15 protein-coding genes and 2 tRNA genes are annotated in these 17,509 nt (G+C 31.2%); 7 read left to right on the top strand and 10 right to left on the bottom strand.

Annotated elements, in window-relative coordinates; all coding sequences use genetic code 11:
• Positions 1–6: 6 nt before the first annotated feature.
• Together VK164_RS00955 and VK164_RS00950 are read right to left on the bottom strand one after the other, a co-directional pair.
• Positions 7–79 (bottom strand) — tRNA-Met (locus tag VK164_RS00955).
• Between the two features lie 28 nt (positions 80–107).
• Positions 108–180 (bottom strand) — tRNA-Met (locus VK164_RS00950).
• Between the two features lie 118 nt (positions 181–298).
• Between VK164_RS00950 and era the strand changes: the two genes are divergently transcribed.
• The gene (gene era / locus VK164_RS00945; RefSeq protein ID WP_324207568.1) at positions 299–1,183 is read left to right on the top strand and encodes a GTPase Era; all 885 of its coding nucleotides are present in this window, start codon (positions 299–301) and stop codon (positions 1,181–1,183) included.
• Positions 1,184–1,226: 43 nt separating this feature from the next.
• Here the strand turns inward: era and VK164_RS00940 are convergent, their stop codons facing one another.
• Positions 1,227–1,718: a hypothetical protein gene (locus tag VK164_RS00940; protein WP_324207567.1), complete on the bottom strand. Its 492-nt coding sequence runs from the start codon at positions 1,716–1,718 to the stop codon at positions 1,227–1,229.
• A gap of 244 nt (positions 1,719–1,962) precedes the next feature.
• Between VK164_RS00940 and der the strand changes: the two genes are divergently transcribed.
• Both der and VK164_RS00930 read left to right on the top strand, forming a co-directional pair.
• Positions 1,963–3,273: a ribosome biogenesis GTPase Der gene (gene der / locus VK164_RS00935; RefSeq protein WP_324207566.1), complete on the top strand. Its 1,311-nt coding sequence runs from the start codon at positions 1,963–1,965 to the stop codon at positions 3,271–3,273.
• Positions 3,274–3,432: 159 nt separating this feature from the next.
• Positions 3,433–6,186, top strand: coding sequence for an outer membrane beta-barrel protein (locus VK164_RS00930; RefSeq protein WP_324207565.1), 2,754 nt, complete (start codon positions 3,433–3,435; stop codon positions 6,184–6,186).
• A 43-nt stretch (positions 6,187–6,229) separates the two neighbouring features.
• Here VK164_RS00930 and VK164_RS00925 read toward each other — a convergent pair whose 3' ends face one another.
• The gene (locus tag VK164_RS00925) at positions 6,230–7,957 is read right to left on the bottom strand and encodes a DUF6029 family protein (RefSeq protein ID WP_324207564.1); all 1,728 of its coding nucleotides are present in this window, start codon (positions 7,955–7,957) and stop codon (positions 6,230–6,232) included.
• A gap of 2 nt (positions 7,958–7,959) precedes the next feature.
• The gene (locus tag VK164_RS00920) at positions 7,960–8,433 is read right to left on the bottom strand and encodes a TlpA disulfide reductase family protein (RefSeq protein WP_324207563.1); all 474 of its coding nucleotides are present in this window, start codon (positions 8,431–8,433) and stop codon (positions 7,960–7,962) included.
• A 159-nt stretch (positions 8,434–8,592) separates the two neighbouring features.
• On the opposite strand from VK164_RS00920, the gene VK164_RS00915 reads away from it, so the two are divergent.
• Complete coding sequence (locus VK164_RS00915) at positions 8,593–9,870, top strand: Omp28-related outer membrane protein (protein ID WP_324207562.1); 1,278 nt, start codon at positions 8,593–8,595, stop codon at positions 9,868–9,870.
• A 59-nt stretch (positions 9,871–9,929) separates the two neighbouring features.
• On the opposite strand, the gene VK164_RS00910 is transcribed toward VK164_RS00915, so the two are convergent.
• Genes VK164_RS00910 through VK164_RS00890 form a run of 5 tightly spaced genes read right to left on the bottom strand, consistent with a single transcriptional unit; the run spans position 9,930 to position 13,058 of the window.
• Positions 9,930–10,682 carry a TPM domain-containing protein gene (locus VK164_RS00910; RefSeq protein ID WP_324207561.1) on the bottom strand — a complete coding sequence of 251 codons (753 nt, stop codon included), beginning with the start codon at positions 10,680–10,682 and terminating at the stop codon, positions 9,930–9,932.
• A gap of 1 nt (position 10,683) precedes the next feature.
• On the bottom strand, positions 10,684–11,121 hold the full coding sequence (locus VK164_RS00905) for a TPM domain-containing protein (RefSeq protein ID WP_324207560.1): 438 nt from the start codon (positions 11,119–11,121) through the stop codon (positions 10,684–10,686).
• Positions 11,121–11,729 carry a LemA family protein gene (locus tag VK164_RS00900; protein WP_324207559.1) on the bottom strand — a complete coding sequence of 203 codons (609 nt, stop codon included), beginning with the start codon at positions 11,727–11,729 and terminating at the stop codon, positions 11,121–11,123. The genes VK164_RS00905 and VK164_RS00900 overlap by 1 nt, the downstream gene beginning before the upstream one ends.
• 19 nt (positions 11,730–11,748) lie before the next feature.
• Entirely contained in the window at positions 11,749–12,081 is a 333-nt protein-coding gene (locus tag VK164_RS00895) for a MerR family transcriptional regulator (protein ID WP_324207558.1), read from the bottom strand.
• Positions 12,081–13,058, bottom strand: coding sequence for a M23 family metallopeptidase (locus VK164_RS00890; protein ID WP_324207557.1), 978 nt, complete (start codon positions 13,056–13,058; stop codon positions 12,081–12,083). Before VK164_RS00890 ends, VK164_RS00895 begins: the two co-directional genes overlap by 1 nt.
• A 137-nt stretch (positions 13,059–13,195) precedes the next feature.
• Here VK164_RS00890 and VK164_RS00885 point away from each other — a divergent pair, with 137 nt between their 5' ends.
• The 3 genes from VK164_RS00885 to VK164_RS00875 all read left to right on the top strand — a co-directional run bounded on the left by VK164_RS00885 (position 13,196) and on the right by VK164_RS00875 (position 17,495).
• Positions 13,196–14,053, top strand: coding sequence for an SRPBCC domain-containing protein (locus VK164_RS00885; RefSeq protein WP_324207556.1), 858 nt, complete (start codon positions 13,196–13,198; stop codon positions 14,051–14,053).
• Between the two features lie 88 nt (positions 14,054–14,141).
• Entirely contained in the window at positions 14,142–16,778 is a 2,637-nt protein-coding gene (alaS, locus tag VK164_RS00880) for an alanine--tRNA ligase (protein WP_324207555.1), read from the top strand.
• 129 nt (positions 16,779–16,907) lie between these two features.
• Positions 16,908–17,495: an outer membrane beta-barrel protein gene (locus VK164_RS00875; protein ID WP_324207554.1), complete on the top strand. Its 588-nt coding sequence runs from the start codon at positions 16,908–16,910 to the stop codon at positions 17,493–17,495.
• Positions 17,496–17,509 lie beyond the last annotated feature (14 nt).

Below are 17,509 nucleotides of genomic sequence, written 5' to 3'. Positions count from 1 at the left end.
TCTTAGTAGCGGGAACAGGACTCGAACCTGTGACCTTCGGGTTATGAGCCCGACGAGCTGCCTACTGCTCTATCCCGCGATGTACGGTTGTAATTCAATAAATTTAGTAGCGGGAACAGGACTCGAACCTGTGACCTTCGGGTTATGAGCCCGACGAGCTGCCTACTGCTCTATCCCGCGATTTGTGAGTGCAAAGGTACAATCTTTATTTAAAATTACAAGACTTTTTTTAAAAATAATGTTTTCTTTCTACTATTTCAGGTGTTATCACTACCTTTGTACTCATAAATATATTAAAATGGAGCACAGAGCAGGCTATGTAAATATTATTGGAAATCCGAATGTAGGGAAATCAACTCTTATGAATGCGTTTGTAGGCGAACGTCTTTCTATTATTACATCGAAAGCACAAACTACAAGACATCGTATTTTAGGAATTGTAAATGGAGATGATTTTCAAGTTTTATTTTCAGATACGCCAGGAATCATAAAACCTGCTTATGAATTACAAAATTCGATGATGGATTTTGTAAAATCGGCTTTTGAAGATGCTGACATTTTAGTGTATATGGTGGAAATTGGAGAAAAAGAATTAAAAGACGAAGCGTTTTTTAATAAAATTATCCATTCTAAAATTCCAGTTTTATTACTATTAAATAAAATTGACAAATCAAATCAAGAGCAATTAGACGAGCAAGTACAATTATGGAAAGAAAAAGTACCAAATGCTGAAATATTTCCTATATCGGCTTTAGAAAATTTTAATGTCCAAACGGTTTTTGATAGAATTATCGAATTACTTCCGGTTTCTCCAGCATTTTACCCTAAAGATGCATTAACCGATAAACCCGAACGTTTCTTTGTTAACGAAACCATTCGTGAGAAAATCTTGTTAAATTACGATAAAGAAATTCCGTATGCTGTAGAAATTGAAACGGAAGAATTTATTGAAGACGATAACATTATTAGAATTCGTGCAGTAATTATGGTAGAGCGGGATACTCAAAAAGGAATCATCATTGGTCACAAAGGCGCTGCTTTGAAAAAAGTAGGAATTCAAGCACGTGAAGATTTAGAGAAATTCTTTGGAAAACAAATTCATTTAGCCACTTACGTTAAAGTAAACAAAGATTGGAGAAGCAGCACTTACCAATTAAAACGTTTTGGTTATAACCAAAAATAAAAGAAAAATAAAAAGACACCTGATAAATATTTATCAGGTTTTTTTATTCTAATACTCGGTTCATTAATTCTTCTAATTCGTGCATTTGTGGAATGCCTCTTTCTCTATTCAATCTTGCTAAAAAATACAACGAAAACCAAAAGACAATCATAATTCCCATTATACTAAAATCTAAAATCAAAGATTGACCTAGCGACCAATGTGTATAAGCCATCATAGCAAAGACTAAAAATAATCCCGCAATGATAAAATGAAGAAACATAAAAAGTGTCCAAAGCAATTGTTCTGGCCCAAACAACCCTTTTACTAAGGTTTTATTTTCATTAGCCTCTAACTCAATATGAAGAAATGGTGAATAATGTTTTCGCTTTGTTTTACTAAAATAAAAATAGATATGCTCGTCAATTATCTTTATTTGATAATCAGCGATAAGTTCTTTTTTTAACAACAAAGCTTTCTCTAAAATTTTCTCAACACTATTTTTTGATTCAACTTCAAACTTTGGTCTTAATGCAATACTTTTCTCTGGTTCCATATTCTTGGATTTTGAGCTAATATATTATTTTTTTTAACAATTGTTAAACTTATTTTATAATTTTTAATCAATAAAATTATGAAAGCCATAAAATTAATCTACTTTTTTTTAATTAAAACACAATTAACCAAACAGAAAGATGCTAGAAAAAAGTAATAAAATGATTCTAAAATTTTGTAGATGTATTCATTAGCTCAAGAAAGCTTCAAAAAAAATCGTACTTTTGCAAATTCAAAATAAAGTTATGAATAATATTGTTGCCATTGTAGGAAGACCAAATGTTGGAAAATCCACATTTTTTAATCGTTTAATCCAGCGAAGAGAAGCTATTGTTGACTCGGTAAGCGGTGTTACGCGTGATAGAAATTACGGAAAAAGCGAATGGAACGGAAAAGAATTTTCAGTAATTGATACAGGTGGTTATATTAAAGGTTCTGATGATATTTTTGAAGCCGAAATCCGCCGTCAAGTAGAGTTAGCAATTGATGAGGCAGATGCCATTATTTTTGTAGTAGATGTGGAAGAAGGCATTACTCCAATGGATGACGAAGTAGCTAAATTATTAAGAAAAGTTACCAAACCTGTCTTATTAGTGGTTAATAAAGTAGATAATGCTATGCGTGAAAAAGACGCATTTGAATTTTACAATTTAGGATTAGGTGATTATTATACCATTTCAGGAATGAGTGGAAGTGGAACAGGAGAACTTTTAGACAAATTAGTTGAAGTACTTCCAGAAATGCCTGAAGTTACTGAAGAAGTAGAACCATTACCTCGTTTTTGTGTAGTAGGAAGACCAAATGCTGGAAAATCATCATTTATCAATGCACTAATTGGTGAAGATAGATTTGTAGTAACTGATATTGCAGGCACCACTCGTGATGCAATTGATACAAAATATAACCGTTTTGGATTTGAATTTAACTTAGTCGATACAGCAGGAATTCGTCGAAAAGCCAAAGTAAAAGAAGATTTAGAATTTTATTCGGTAATGCGTTCGGTAAGAGCAATTGAACATAGTGATGTCTGTTTATTAGTTATTGATGCAACTCGAGGATTTGAAGGACAAGATCAAAGTATTTTTTGGTTGGCCGAAAAAAACAGAAAAGGGATTGTAATCTTAGTCAATAAATGGGACCTGGTTGAAAAAGACACCATGAGTGCTCGTGATTATGAACGTAAAATTAGAGAAGAGTTACAACCTTTTACAGATGTACCAATTCTTTTTATATCTGCTTTAACAAAACAACGATTACTAAAAGCTCTAGAAACGGCTGTTGAAGTATATGAAAACAGAAAACAACGCATTTCGACTTCAAAGTTCAACGAGTTAATGTTGCCAATTATTGAAGCGACACCGCCACCTGCTTTAAAAGGTAAATATGTAAAAATAAAATATTGTATGCAGTTGCCTACACCAACGCCTCAGTTTGTGTTTTTTGCTAACTTACCGCAATATGTAAAAGACCCATACAAACGTTTTATTGAAAATAAATTGAGAGAGCAATACAATTTTAGCGGCGTTCCCATAGATATTTATTTCAGACAGAAATAAAAAAAACCGAAGTCAATGCTTCGGTTTTTTTAATGAAGGTTGTTAAACTTTTCGTAAGAAAATTTTTATTTACACAATAAATATTTTATTTCGCTGTTAATTATACTTAACTAACTAACCTTTTTTATGTTGAAGCAATGCTTTTTTTACATTCTACTTTTGTTTGTAACAATTTCTTTCGGACAAAATACAATTTCCATAAAAGGAAAAATTTTAGACAAAAAAACATTAATTCCTATAGAGTCAGCTACTATCTACTTTAAAACAGTAAAAGACTCAACAGTTGTTGACTATACAATAACAGATAAAAACGGGAATTTTTCAATAGAGATAAAAAAAATCGACAAACCTGTTTTCTTTAAAGTTTCATTTACATCCTATTCTGAGTATTCAGAAAAACTTGACAATCTATATGAAAGTAAAGATTTTGGTATTATTAGATTAGAAGAAGACATCAATACCTTATCTGAAGTGGTAATAAAAGCAGAAGCGCCTCCAATTACCATTAAAAATGACACCTTAGAATTTAACGCTTCTTCTTTCAAAGTAAGACCAGATGCAAATGTTGAAGCACTTTTAAAACAATTACCTGGAGTAGAAATTGATGAAGAAGGTAAAATAACTGTAAATGGTAAAGAAGTAAACAACATTCTAGTTAATGGTAAACCATTTTTTGGTAAAGACGGAAAAATTGCAACTCAAAATCTTCCGGCTGATATCATTGATAAAGTTCAAGTTACCGATACTAAAACAAAAGAAGAAGAACTTTCGGGGCAAGATGCAACTTCAGATGAAAAAACAATCAATTTAACCATTCAAGAAGATAAAAACAAAGGTGTCTTTGGAAAAGCTAATATTGGTTATGGTACTGATGATAGGTACGAATCGAGTTTATTGTTTAACTATTTTAAAGACACACAAAAAATTAGTGTTTTAGGTTCTTCAAACAATATTAATTCTATTGGGTTTTCAATGGATGAAATATTTGACAATATGGGAGGTGGAAGAAACAACTCTATCTGGGTAAATGATAATGGTAGCTTTGGAATAAACGGAATGCAATTCGGTAGCAACAACGGTATTACAAAATCCAATATGATTGGTATCAATTTTGCAGACGAATGGGTCAAAAAGAAGGTAAATCCAAATGGGAGTTATTATTACTCTAATGCGGAAACAAATAACAGTAACCGAACAAATAGAATCAACCTACTTCCTACTGGAAACACAAACACTTTGGCAGAATCTAAAACTAAATCTGTATCCGATGGCCATAACATTGCTATGGATTTTGAAATAAAACTTGACTCTACTACAACCATTTATGTAAGCCCAAGTTTTTCCAAAAATGAAATAAAAAACAATAATTCTGGTTTTGATGCTACATTTGATGAAACTGGAGCTGCATTAAACGAAAACACAAGTGACAATAAATGGTCAAGTGTGAGTAATACATTCAAAAATAACATTTATTTCTACAAAGAATTAAAGAAAAAAGGCAGAGGAATTAGTGCCTCAATAAATAACGAAAATAACGAATATGACTCAGATTTATTTACTAAAACAACAACAACCTTTTTTCAATCTGGGAGTTCAAATGACGATAGAAACCAATTTAGAATTGATAAGTCAAAAAAAGATAGTTTTAAAGCAGAAATAGGTTATTCAGAACCACTTAGAGACTCTTTAATCTTCAACTTTGAAGCAAGATATAGCTACAAAAAATCAAATGAATTAAGAGAAACCTATGATTTCGACACTGCATTAAATTCATATTCAAATTTTAATGATTTACTTTCAAATGATATCATCTCTAGTACTTCATCAGTTACATCAATGGTTGGAATTAGTATTAGAAAAAAGAAAATTAGAGGAAGTATTTCTATGGGTACAGAAATTATTAATTTCAACAATCAATCTACATATTTATCAAATAAAACTTTGGTAAACAAAAACTATATGTATCCAAAAATGAATGGATATGTTAGTATAACTTTAGGCAAATCAAAATCAATATATAGTTATTATTCATATGAAGTAAACTTGCCTTCTGCAAATCAAATTTTACCTTTTGAAAACCTAGCAAACCCACTAAACACTTACATAGGAAATGCTGATTTAAAACCTAATGAAAACTATTCAATATACACAAATTTTAACAACTATGACTATGCTACACGAAGTGGTTTTTACGCATTTGCTGGAGGAGATTATAATATAAATCAAATTGTAGCTTCTACAACATATGATACCGATTTCAAAGCAACAACTACTTATCAAAATATAGACAGAGCATACAATACTTATGTAGGTTTTAGTTTAAACAAATCTTTAAAAAAAGAAAAAAGAACATTTAAGTATGGTTTTGGAATTCAATTAAGCTACGATTACAATCAAGGATTAACAAATACAGAATTATTCGAATCTAAAGGATTAAGTTTAAATCCAAGAGCGAATATATCTTGGTCAATTGATGAATTAATCACAATTAGTCCATCATACAAATACACCTACATTACAAATGATTATTCAAATTATGTTATTGATAATACCAAAAATTTCAAGCATAGTGCTAAGCTAGAAATCACAAGTTATTGGCCTAAAAAAGTAGTTTTGGGAAGTGATTTTGGATATAACTACAACTCTAATATCGCAGATGGCTTTAAGAAAGACTTCTATCTATGGAATTTGAGTTTAGGATATAATTTCTTTCAAGACAAATTATTAGCAAAAGTAAAAATATATGATGTATTAAATCAAAACATAAGTACAGCAAGAACTATTACCCCAACAGCAATTACAGATATGGAAAACACTGTTTTACAACAATATGCTATGTTTTCTTTAACATATAAATTAGAAAAATTTGGAGGTAAGAAAAAAAACGATGGTGGAATAATTATAATTGATTAAAAAAATGCCCCTTTAATTGGGGCATTTTTTTAATCAATTATTTCTAGTTAAATGAAGTCGTAATCGTAAAACCAAGCCCTGTGCTTGGCGGAACAAATCTACATACACCTCCTGCACATACTAAACCACCTCTTTGACGGCCATAATTTAATGCAAAGCGGGTACTCCCTTTTTTATAAGCACCTCCTATATTATAAAAATGAATATCAAAAGGATCTGTTTCATGATCAATTAAATTTGCATCCGCATCATATCCATAATTGTACATATCAGACACAAACATTGAAAACTTAGTATTAAAATTATATTCTAATAATAATGCTGCCCAATTTTTTCTATCATTATCGGCCCACATATGTTCAACAGCTATTTTTGCAGCTTTTCCATTTGAAAACTTATAGTCAAATTCTGCAGCTAAAATATTAGTTTTTACAGTAACTTTTGAAGCTCCTGTAATATACTGATTGTTATAATATTGATTAATAAACGCAAAAGAACTTGTTAGTTTTGGGCTTAATTTTTTAGTAACCTCTATATTGAAATCAGAAAAATATTTTTCTCCAAAGCCTAAAAAATCTGTTTTATAATCAGGTGGAAATAAAGAGTAGTCTCCTTTAAGATTATTCCAATTACTAAAATTAACTGCAATTTTAGTCCCATACTTTCCTCCTAATGCAGTTGTCTTTGCAAAATCATAATAAAAATCAATTTGACCTCCTATTTCACCCGCTTTCCCTACACCATTATTTGGATCTAAATAAACCAAAGATTGCGCTTGATACACATAAATATTAGCCAAATTAAAATGATGTTGTTTAGTCAAACTAGGAACAAAATTCATCAATTTATCATTGAAATATATACTTGTTTTTTCTGGCGCTAAAACTTCTGGTTCCCTTTCAGAATAAAAACTAATATTTTCTAATCTTCTAAAAGTTGCATCTAACCCAAATCCTTTTTTTGAATATCCAAAATTCATTAATAAAGCAGTACCCGATTTAGTATAATCATTTACGATATTTGAGTCATACAAAACTCCATCTTTTGACTTATAGTTAAACTCTGTTGACCAATAAAAATTTCCTTTTGAAAAATTAAATCTACCTGCATAAGCATTTGTTAATTCATCAAAATCTGGATTAATCATATCTGTTTCCTCGTATCTTCCAACATAAGAAAAGCCAACAGTTAAATCTGAATTTTCAATTTTTAACAACTTGAATAAATTAATATCTGAATTAAATCCAAATACGTCACCCCCTGAAACATCAAAACCACTCCTATGTCTTCCATAAAGTGCTGTAAACATAAAATTATCTGATGGTGTATAAGTAATTTTCCCTCCACGAAGTGCATTATTAATACCTAATGATCGATCCTCCCAACTTCTTAACAATAACCCACTTCCAAATTGCTCATAAAAATAACCCGCAGTAACATCTATTTTATTTGATTTGTAATTTAAATAATAGGTTGCCACATTGGTTTCGTCGTATTTTGGATTATAATTTTGAAGTGCATTTGGAGCATAAGATTCACCTTGAATGCCTGCTGTCCATCTTCCATAACTATAATTCAAATTCAAATAATTATTTGAACGAAACGGATCTTCTGGATGACCAATTTTTCTATTTTTATCATTTGTATACCATTGCGAATTTGATTCAAAACCTCCAAAAAAGTTTCCTTTTTTTTCTTCTTTAACTTCTTGTGTTTGACCAAAAGAAATTACACTAAATGCAATTGCTATTAATAGACTAATTTTTTTCATGCTTATAAACTTTTTAATTTGGCTAATAATTCTTCTTCTGCACCAGGTGTATGACCATTTTGAATGAAGACAATTTGGTTATTTTTAACAACAACTAGATAAGGAATATTTGCAATTGACAATTTTCTCTTTAAATCTTGATTAGAATCCAAAAGAATCGTGTAATTCCATCCTTTACCATTAACTAAAGGTTTTACTCTTTTTTGAGTTCTAGAATCATCAGTTGCAACTGCAATTATTTCAACATTCAATTGTATCTTCCAATCTTCATATACTTCGCTAATAGCTTCTAGCTCTTGAATACATGGAGCACACCAAGTTGCCCAAAAAGAAAAAACGTATAATTTATCTTTTTCGCTAAAACTTGAAGTAGTAATAGTTTCACCATCAATACTTTTAACATTTACAGCAGGAAATTCTTGTTGAGAATACATAAAATTCCCAACAAATAGTAAAAAAAGGGCTAATGTTTTCATTTGTTGTGTTTTAATATTTGAGCAAATAAAATGATTTAAGTCATAATTCGCAACAAAAAAAATAACTTTTTATTATATAATTTTTAACATTATATTAAAAAAAATGTTTTATTTGCAAAACTAAATTTTATTAACTACAACAAACCAAATCAATTTATTATGAAAAAAATCCTATTAGTTATTGCTTTTTTAAGCACTTTAATTTATTCATCATGTAGTAGTGATGAGAATGGAGGTAGTTCAACAACAGTAACAATTAGTTCTGATTATGCTTCTAGATATGTAAATGAATTAATAACATTCACTGCCACTGATGGAGACGGAAACAATGTTACTAGTCAGGCTATATTTTATGTAAACAACACGGCAATTATAGGTAATACTTACACATCTTCTGTTATTGGCTCATTTACTGTAAAAGCTACATTTAATGGTGCGACAAGTCAAAATTTAAATGTGTCATTTTCAGCATCTCCTGCACCACTAACTTCAATAACAATTAGTTCTAATAAAACTTCTGCAGATATAGGTGAAACAATCAACTTCAACACGATTGGCAATAATGGATATAATTTAACTGCCAATTCATTGTTTTTTGTAAATGGTACACAATTAACACAAAATACTTATGTCCCAACCGCAAGTGGTGTGATTAGTGTTTATTCTACTCATACAACTCAAGGTGGAACAACACTAACTTCTCAAACCATACAAATTACAGTTAATAACTCTATAAACTTTAACAAAAGAGTACTTATTGAAGATTTTACTGGCACTTGGTGTGGTTATTGCCCTAGAGTTGCTTATGCAATTGAACAAGTAAACACTCAAACTACTGATGCAACAGTAGTCGCTATACACAGAGGAAATGATCCATATGATTTTTCTGGAGCATCAGCTTTAGAATCTCAAATTGGATTATCTGGCTATCCAACTGCAATGTTAAACAGAACAACAGAATGGAGCTACCCTGAACCATCATATGTATCTCAAGCTGTAAATTTAACTACTGGAACAAATCCTAAAATTGGATTAGCAATGGTTACTTCTACTTCTGGCAATACTTCTAATGTTGAAGTTAAAATTAAATTTGGTAAAGATTTTACTAATCTAAAATTAGTTGTTTATGCATTAGAAGATAATTTGATATACAATCAAACTAACTATACAACATACTATGGCGGAACTAGTACAATCAACAACTTTGAGCATGATCATGTCTTAAGAGCTGTATTATCTAGTAGTATCTTGGGTGAAGTAGTGACTGGAAGTACAAACTTTAATGATGAGTTCTCTAAAACATTTTCATATACTATACCAAGTAATGTAAATGCTAGCAATGTTCGTTTTGTAGCTTTTGTTATTGATTCGTCAAACAAAGCACTAAATTCAAGAGAAGCTGGACCAAATGTTAATCAATCATATGAAATTCAATAATTTCATTACATACATAAAAAAGCCCGCGATTGCGGGCTTTTTTATGTATTAATTTTTAATTACCAACTTCCGCCAGCACCACCACCAGAGAAACCGCCGCCGCCAAAGCCGCCGCCAAAGCCTCCAGATGAACCGCCTCCAAAACCTCCACCACCATTACTCCTTCCTAAACTACTTAGAATAATAATATCCGCTAAATCAATTCCACCTGAGCCACCTGAACGACCTCCTCCTCCTTTTGATTTAGAAATAATTAGTATTATAATGAAAATAAAAAAAATGATGGGCAAAATAGGAAAACTCTTGCTTTTTTCTTTTCTAGTCCCTTTGTACTTGCCCTTTAAAACATCAAAAATAGCATCGGCCCCTTTGTCTAAACCAGTGTAATAACTTCCCGCTTTGAATTCTGGAATAATGATGTTTCTGATAAGTTCTCCATTGATTCCGGCGGTTAATCTATCTTCTACACCATAGCCTGGTGCAATCCATATTTTTCTTTCCGTTTTAGCTAAAAGAATTAAAATTCCATTATCTTCTTTTGCCTGACCAATTCCCCATTCATGAGCCCATTTTGGAGTCAAAATACCAATATCTTCTCCTTTTATATCTTCAACAGTAATTACAACTATTTGCGTTGTAGTAGAATCCGAATAGCGAATTAATTTATTTTCTAACTCTTTCTCTTCTGTTGAATTTAAAACACCTGCATAATCATAAACACTCGTTTGAAAACTAGGCTTGTCTGGAATAGTAAACTGTGCTTGAGCAACTATTCCATTTAAAGCTAATACAAATAAAAATAACTTTTTCATATTAACTTCTTGAGATTTCGTTAGACAATTCGTTTATGTCATCTGATTGATAAGGAAAATACTTTTTCAATCGTTCTCCAGCTCTTAAAATTCCTTCTACCAAGCCTTTTTTGAAATTTCTTTCTTTAAAGTTAGCAATTACTGTATCTTTTGTACAATCCCAAAAATCAGATTCTACTGCTTCGTTGATTCCTTTATCACCAATTATAGCAAACTTTTTATCCGAAACGCACACATAAAACAAAACGCCATTTCGATCTTGCGTTTCATCCATTTTCAATTCAAAAAAAACCTCCTGAGCTCTGTCAAGAGGTGATTTTTCTGAATGTTCTTCTATGTGTACTCGAATTTCTCCCGAAGTGTTTTTTTCGGCTTCAACAATGGCATGAACAATTTCTTGCTCTTCTGCTTTTGATAAAAAATCTTCGGTTTTAGACATTATTTTGCTTCTTTTTCGTTGCCAAAATCAAACTCTACATCTACTGGTTTTTCCGCCCCAGCTACTGCATCAAAATATGGTTTTTCTTTATAATTACCTAAAAACATCGAGTTAGGAAAAACCAAAATATAATTATTATACTTTTGAACAGATTCATTAAAACGTGTTCTTGCTGTTAAAATTTGATTCTCTGTACTAGCTAATTCATCTTGTAATTTTAAAAAATTTTGATTTGCCTTTAAATCAGGATAATTTTCAACTGTAAGTAACAATCTAGACAAAGAACTATTCAAATTCCCTTGTGCTTGGTTAAATTGAGCTAATTGCTCAGATGTCATATTTGAAGGATCAATCTTAACTTGACTTGCACTAGCTCTAGCATTTGTTACTGCTTCTAAAGTAGATTTTTCAAAATCAGCTGCCCCTTTTACAGTTTTAACTAAATTACCTATCAAATCATTACGTCTTTGGTATGAAGTCTCTACGTTCCCCCATTCTTTACTAACTTCCTGATTGACTTTTACGGCTCCATTTTTTATATTTACATACCAAAATGCTGCTATCAAAAGCAAACCTCCTACTACTATCCAAGGCAAAAATTTTCTCATAATTTCTAGTTTTAATTGTTTAAAGTTGATTTTTAATTGTTGTTAATTGTGCTTTAATGGTTTCAAGTTTATTAATAATATCGAACTTGTCTAATGTTTTTTTCTGACCTTCTTTCAAATGTGTTTTGGCACCTTCTAATGTAAATCCGCGCTCTTTTACCAAATGATAGATTAATTGCAAATTTTTAACATCCTCAGGCGTAAACATACGATTTCCTTTAGCGTTTTTCTTGGGTTTTAAAATATCAAATTCTTTATCCCAAAAACGAATTAAGGATGCGTTTACATCAAATGCTTTGGCTATCTCGCCAATGCTGTAATATCTTTTGTTTGGTGCTAATTCTAAATGCATTAGTCTAATGATTGGTTTTCTTGATTCGCTAATTTTGAAATCTCTATATATTCTTTTGCCGAAATACTTCCATAATAGAAATTCAGCGGATTTACACGTTCATTGCCTTTAAATACTTCATAATGCAAATGGGGTGCCTGACTTCTTCCTGTACTCCCTACATAACCAATAATATCACCTCTTTTTACACGTTGTCCTGGTCGACATTTGTATTTACTCAAATGGGCATACAATGTTTTATAACCATAGCCGTGATTGATTTCAATATGATTTCCATATCCCGACAATGAAGCATCTGCTTTATAAACAACCCCATCGCCTGTTGCATAAATTGGTGTTCCTGTTCGAGCTGTAAAATCCATTCCGTAATGAAACTTTCTAATTTTCGTAAACGGATCACTTCTATAACCATATCCAGAAGCCATATGCTTCAAATCTTCATTCTTAACTGGTTGAATTGCTGGAATTGCGGCTAACAGCTTCTCTTTCTGTTTGGCCAAAGCTACAATTTCATCCAATGATTTAGATTGAATAACCAATTCTTTCGTTAAAATATCCACACGTTTTGTTGTGTTTTCCATTAGCTCAGAATTATTGTATCCTTGCAAATCTTTGTATCTATTTACTCCTCCAAAACCTGCTTTTCGCTCTTCTTCCGAAATTGGAGTTGTATTAAAATATATCCTATAAATGTTATTATCTCTATTTTCAATTGCTTCTAAAACTTCATTCATTAAATCTAGTTTTTTATTCAAAACTTTATAATTTAATGCTAGAGCTTCAATTTCTCTAGCTTGAATTTTATCTTTCGGTGTTTCAAAGTAACTGGTATTAATCAACAGTAAAAAAATTAAAAATCCAAACAATGCCGAAGACAACAAAAACAGCAACACATAGGCAAATTTCTTTCTTTTTCGGGTTTGAATTCGCTTGTAAGCTAAATTTTCTGAATCGTAATAATATTTTACCTTCGACATAAATGAAAATATACTATTTTTGTGCCAAATTTATTGGTATGACATAAGTTATACGAACAAATTTAAGAAATGTTTCATTCTAAAGCTATTTTATTTTTTTAGAATATTTAATAAAAAGAAAATCAAACAATTATGCCATGGCTATAATTATTGTAGAAGCTATTTTTGATACTGAAAAACAAAAAGTATGGGAAGCTATAACGAATCCTGAAGTGATGAAAATTTGGTATTTTAATATGTCAAATTTTAACCTTTCTATTGGCAATGAATTTTCTTTTTATGAAACAGATGGAACCACTTATCTTCATCAATGCAAAATTTTAAATTTCTTAGAAAATAAACTATTACAGCACACTTGGACACATCCAGAACAATCTAAAGGAAGCTCAGTATTAACATGGAAAATTGAAGAATTAGAAGAAAAAGTAAAGGTGATTTTGACTCACGAAGGTATTGAAACTTTTGCAGATGCTGGACCTAATTTTGCAGTAGCTAATTATGAAATGGGTTGGAATGCGTTGGTTAAAACAAGCTTGAGAAACTACCTCTATAACATCAAAAAATTAACTTTTGAGGTAAAAATAGAAGCATCAGCTGACAGTATTTGGAACAAAATGTGGGACAAAAAATCATATACAGAATGGACAACTCCGTTTTGTGCTGGAACATATTTTACAGGCGAAATTGTATTAGGTAGTAGAATTCATTTTATTGCACCATCGTTTGAAGGAATGTATAGCGATGTTTTTTATCTTATCCCTAATAAATTACTTATTTTTAAACATATTGGATTGTTAAAAGATTCGAAGGAATTACCAATTGATGCCGAGACTGAAAAATGGACAGGAAGTTTTGAAACTTATAAGTTAAATGAAATTGATGGTCTTACAACAATTACAGCCGAAATTGACTGCGTTCCCGAGTACATCGATTATATGAACGAAAAGTTTCCGCTCGCATTACAAGAATTAAAAAAAATATCAGAAAACAAATAAAACAATGAAATCGCAAATAAAACAGTCGGTGTAACAACCATAACTTAAAAATGCGATTGATATATTACCTAAAAAATATATTATATATATGAAATCACAAGACATTCGTAAACAGTTTTTACAATTCTTCGAATCTAACGGACACTTAATTGTTCCTTCTGCGCCAATCGTTTTAAAAGACGACCCAACTTTGATGTTTAATAACTCGGGAATGGCCCAATTCAAAGAATATTTCTTAGGCAATGGAACTCCAAAAAGCCCAAGAATAGCCGATACGCAAAAATGTCTTCGTGTTTCAGGAAAACATAATGATTTAGAAGATGTAGGTTTTGATACTTATCACCACACCATGTTCGAAATGTTAGGTAATTGGTCTTTTGGCGATTATTTCAAAAGAGAAGCAATTAATTGGGCTTGGCAATTATTAACGGAAGTTTATAAAATTCCGAAAGAAAATCTATACGTTTCTGTTTTTGAAGGAAATCCAGATGAGAATGTTCCGTTTGATCAAGAAGCATGGGATATTTGGAAGGAATTAATTAGCGAAGACCGCATTATTTTAGGAAACAAAAAAGATAATTTCTGGGAAATGGGAGATCAAGGACCATGTGGACCTTGTTCTGAAATTCATGTTGATTTACGTACGGAAGCAGAAAAAGCCTTAGTTTCTGGAAAAAGTTTAGTGAATAACGACCATCCACAAGTAGTGGAAATTTGGAACAACGTATTCATGGAATTCAACCGTAAAGCTGATGGTTCGTTAGAAAAATTACCAGCACAACACGTAGATACCGGAATGGGTTTTGAGCGTTTGTGTATGGCATTACAAGGGAAAACATCGAACTATGACACCGATGTTTTTACACCACTTATTGAAAAAGTAGAGCAAATTACAGGTTTAAAATACACTTCAAACGAAGTTAAAAACATAAGTGAAGAACAAAACAAAACCAACATTGCGATTCGTGTAATAGTTGACCACGTTCGTGCTGTGGCTTTTGCAATTGCTGACGGACAATTACCATCAAACACAGGTGCTGGTTATGTAATTCGTAGAATTTTACGTCGTGCAATTCGTTACGGATTTACGTTTTTAGGAACAAAAGAACCTTTCATTAATAAATTAGTAGAAGTGTTAGCGAATCAAATGGGCGAATTTTTCCCTGAGATTAAATCGCAACAACAATTGGTTACGAATGTAATTCGCGAAGAAGAAGCGTCTTTCTTAAGAACTTTGGAACAAGGATTACAATTATTAGAAAACGTAATGGCTGAAACAACTGGAAAAGAAGTTTCTGGTGCAAAAGCGTTTGAATTGTATGATACTTTTGGTTTCCCAATTGACTTAACGGCTTTAATTCTTCGTGAAAAAGGATACGATTTAGACGAAGCAGGTTTCAATGTGGCGATGCAAGAACAAAAAGCGCGTTCGCGTGCAGCTTCTGAAGTTTCTACTGAAGATTGGAACGTTTTAATTCCAGGAAATGTAGAAACATTCGTGGGTTATGATAAAACGGAAAATGAAGTAAAAATCACTCGTATTCGTAAAGTAGATTCTAAAAAAGATGGTGTTTTATACCAAATTGTTTTAGACAACACCCCGTTCTATCCAGAAGGTGGTGGACAAGTGGGTGATAAAGGAACATTAGTTTCGGCAAATGAAACCATTGAAATTATTGACACGAAAAAAGAAAATAATTTAATATTACATTTCGCAAAACAACTTCCAGAAAATATAGAAACTGGATTTGTAGCAAAAGTAAATACCGATTTAAGAACTTCGACTTCTAAAAATCACTCGGCGACGCATTTGATGCATTTGGCTTTGAGAAATATTTTAGGAACACATGTGGAGCAAAAAGGTTCATTGGTTAATCCAAACTATTTGCGTTTTGATTTTTCGCATTTCAGTAAAGTTTCGGATGAAGAATTACGTCAGGTGGAAGCAAGTGTGAATCAACAAATCGAAGCACAATTACAATTAGTAGAACACAGAAATATTCCAATCAAAGAAGCATTAGATAAAGGTGCAATGGCTTTGTTTGGTGAAAAATATGGCGATAATGTTCGTATGATTGAATTTGGCGATAGTAAAGAATTATGTGGTGGAATTCACGTGAAAAACACGGCTGAAATTTGGCATTTCAAAATTATTTCTGAAGGAGCAGTTGCTGCTGGAATTCGTCGTATAGAAGCTATTACTGGCGATGCAGTAAAAGATTTTTACACTTCGCAAGAAAACACATTGGCAGAAATCAAAGAAGTATTGAAAAACCCGCAAGATGTTTTAAAATCTGTGGCTTCGTTACAAGATGATAATGCAAAGTTGAAAAAACAACTAGAGCAATTAGTAAAAGAAAAAATTGAAGGATTAAAAAATACGTTAGTTACTGATTTTCAAGAAATAAATGGAATCAACTTTTTAGCAAAACAAGTAGATTTAACTATGAGTTCGACTAAAGATTTAGCACAAGCTATTGGAACTTCAAAACCAAATGCGTTTGTATTCTTAGCTTCGATTGAAGATAATGCACCAAATATTCATTGCTACATTTCTAAAGAATTGGTTGCTGAGAAAGGATTAAACGCTGGAAACGTAATCAGAGAATTAGGAAAATTCATCGACGGAAATGGTGGCGGACAACCGTTCTTTGCTTCTGGAAAAGGAAAAAATGTTGAAGGAATTAAGGAAGTGTTGGAGAAAGTTATTGAGTTTGTAAAATAATCAATCTAAAAAATCAAAAAGATTAAAAAAAAATAGAAATACCGCCAAAATTTTGTCGGTATTTTTTATAAAAAAATTTGGGAAATCGTTTTTTTTTTGATTTGTATAAATTTAATTAATTGTTCTCCTATGAAAAAACTATTTTATCTATTTGCTATTCTTTTTACTTGTGTTGTTTCAGCACAACAAGAATTTTCTTATGGTGTTGTGTTAGGTAATAGTTTTTACACAATTGGAAATAATAATGGAACTACATCTTTTGAAACTGAAGATAAAGTTTCATCTTTTGCTTTAGGTGGTTATAGTGAATATAATTTTACTGAAAATATTGGGATAAAAGTTGATGTATTGTTTTCTAAAAAAGAATTCATCTATTTTCCTAACAAGCAAATTTTCACTATGAATTTTGTTGATATTGCGCCAAATTTTAAATATGACTTTGGTGAAACATATAGAGATGGGTTTTATATGTTAATTGGCACTAAAATTTCATTAATCACAAATGCAAAATCAGAAGGAGAAGATGTAAAAGATAGTTTTGAAACCTTAAATTTTGGTACTCAATTAGGATTTGGTTGGCGAATATTAAAGTTTGTTGATATTGAAACAAAATTAGATTATGAATTAACACCATTTTTTAAATTAAATAATGGTAATAAAAGTAATTTCTTTGGTGCAGTAATATCCGCAAATATTGATTTATCAAGAGCTTTTTAGAACAACTAAACTTC

It is taken from the genome of Flavobacterium sp. (assembly GCF_035299005.1).
Taxonomy (GTDB): Bacteria; Bacteroidota; Bacteroidia; order Flavobacteriales; family Flavobacteriaceae; genus Flavobacterium.
Note: the sequence above shows the minus strand (reverse complement) of the source record. Positions and strands in the feature narration are given on the sequence as shown.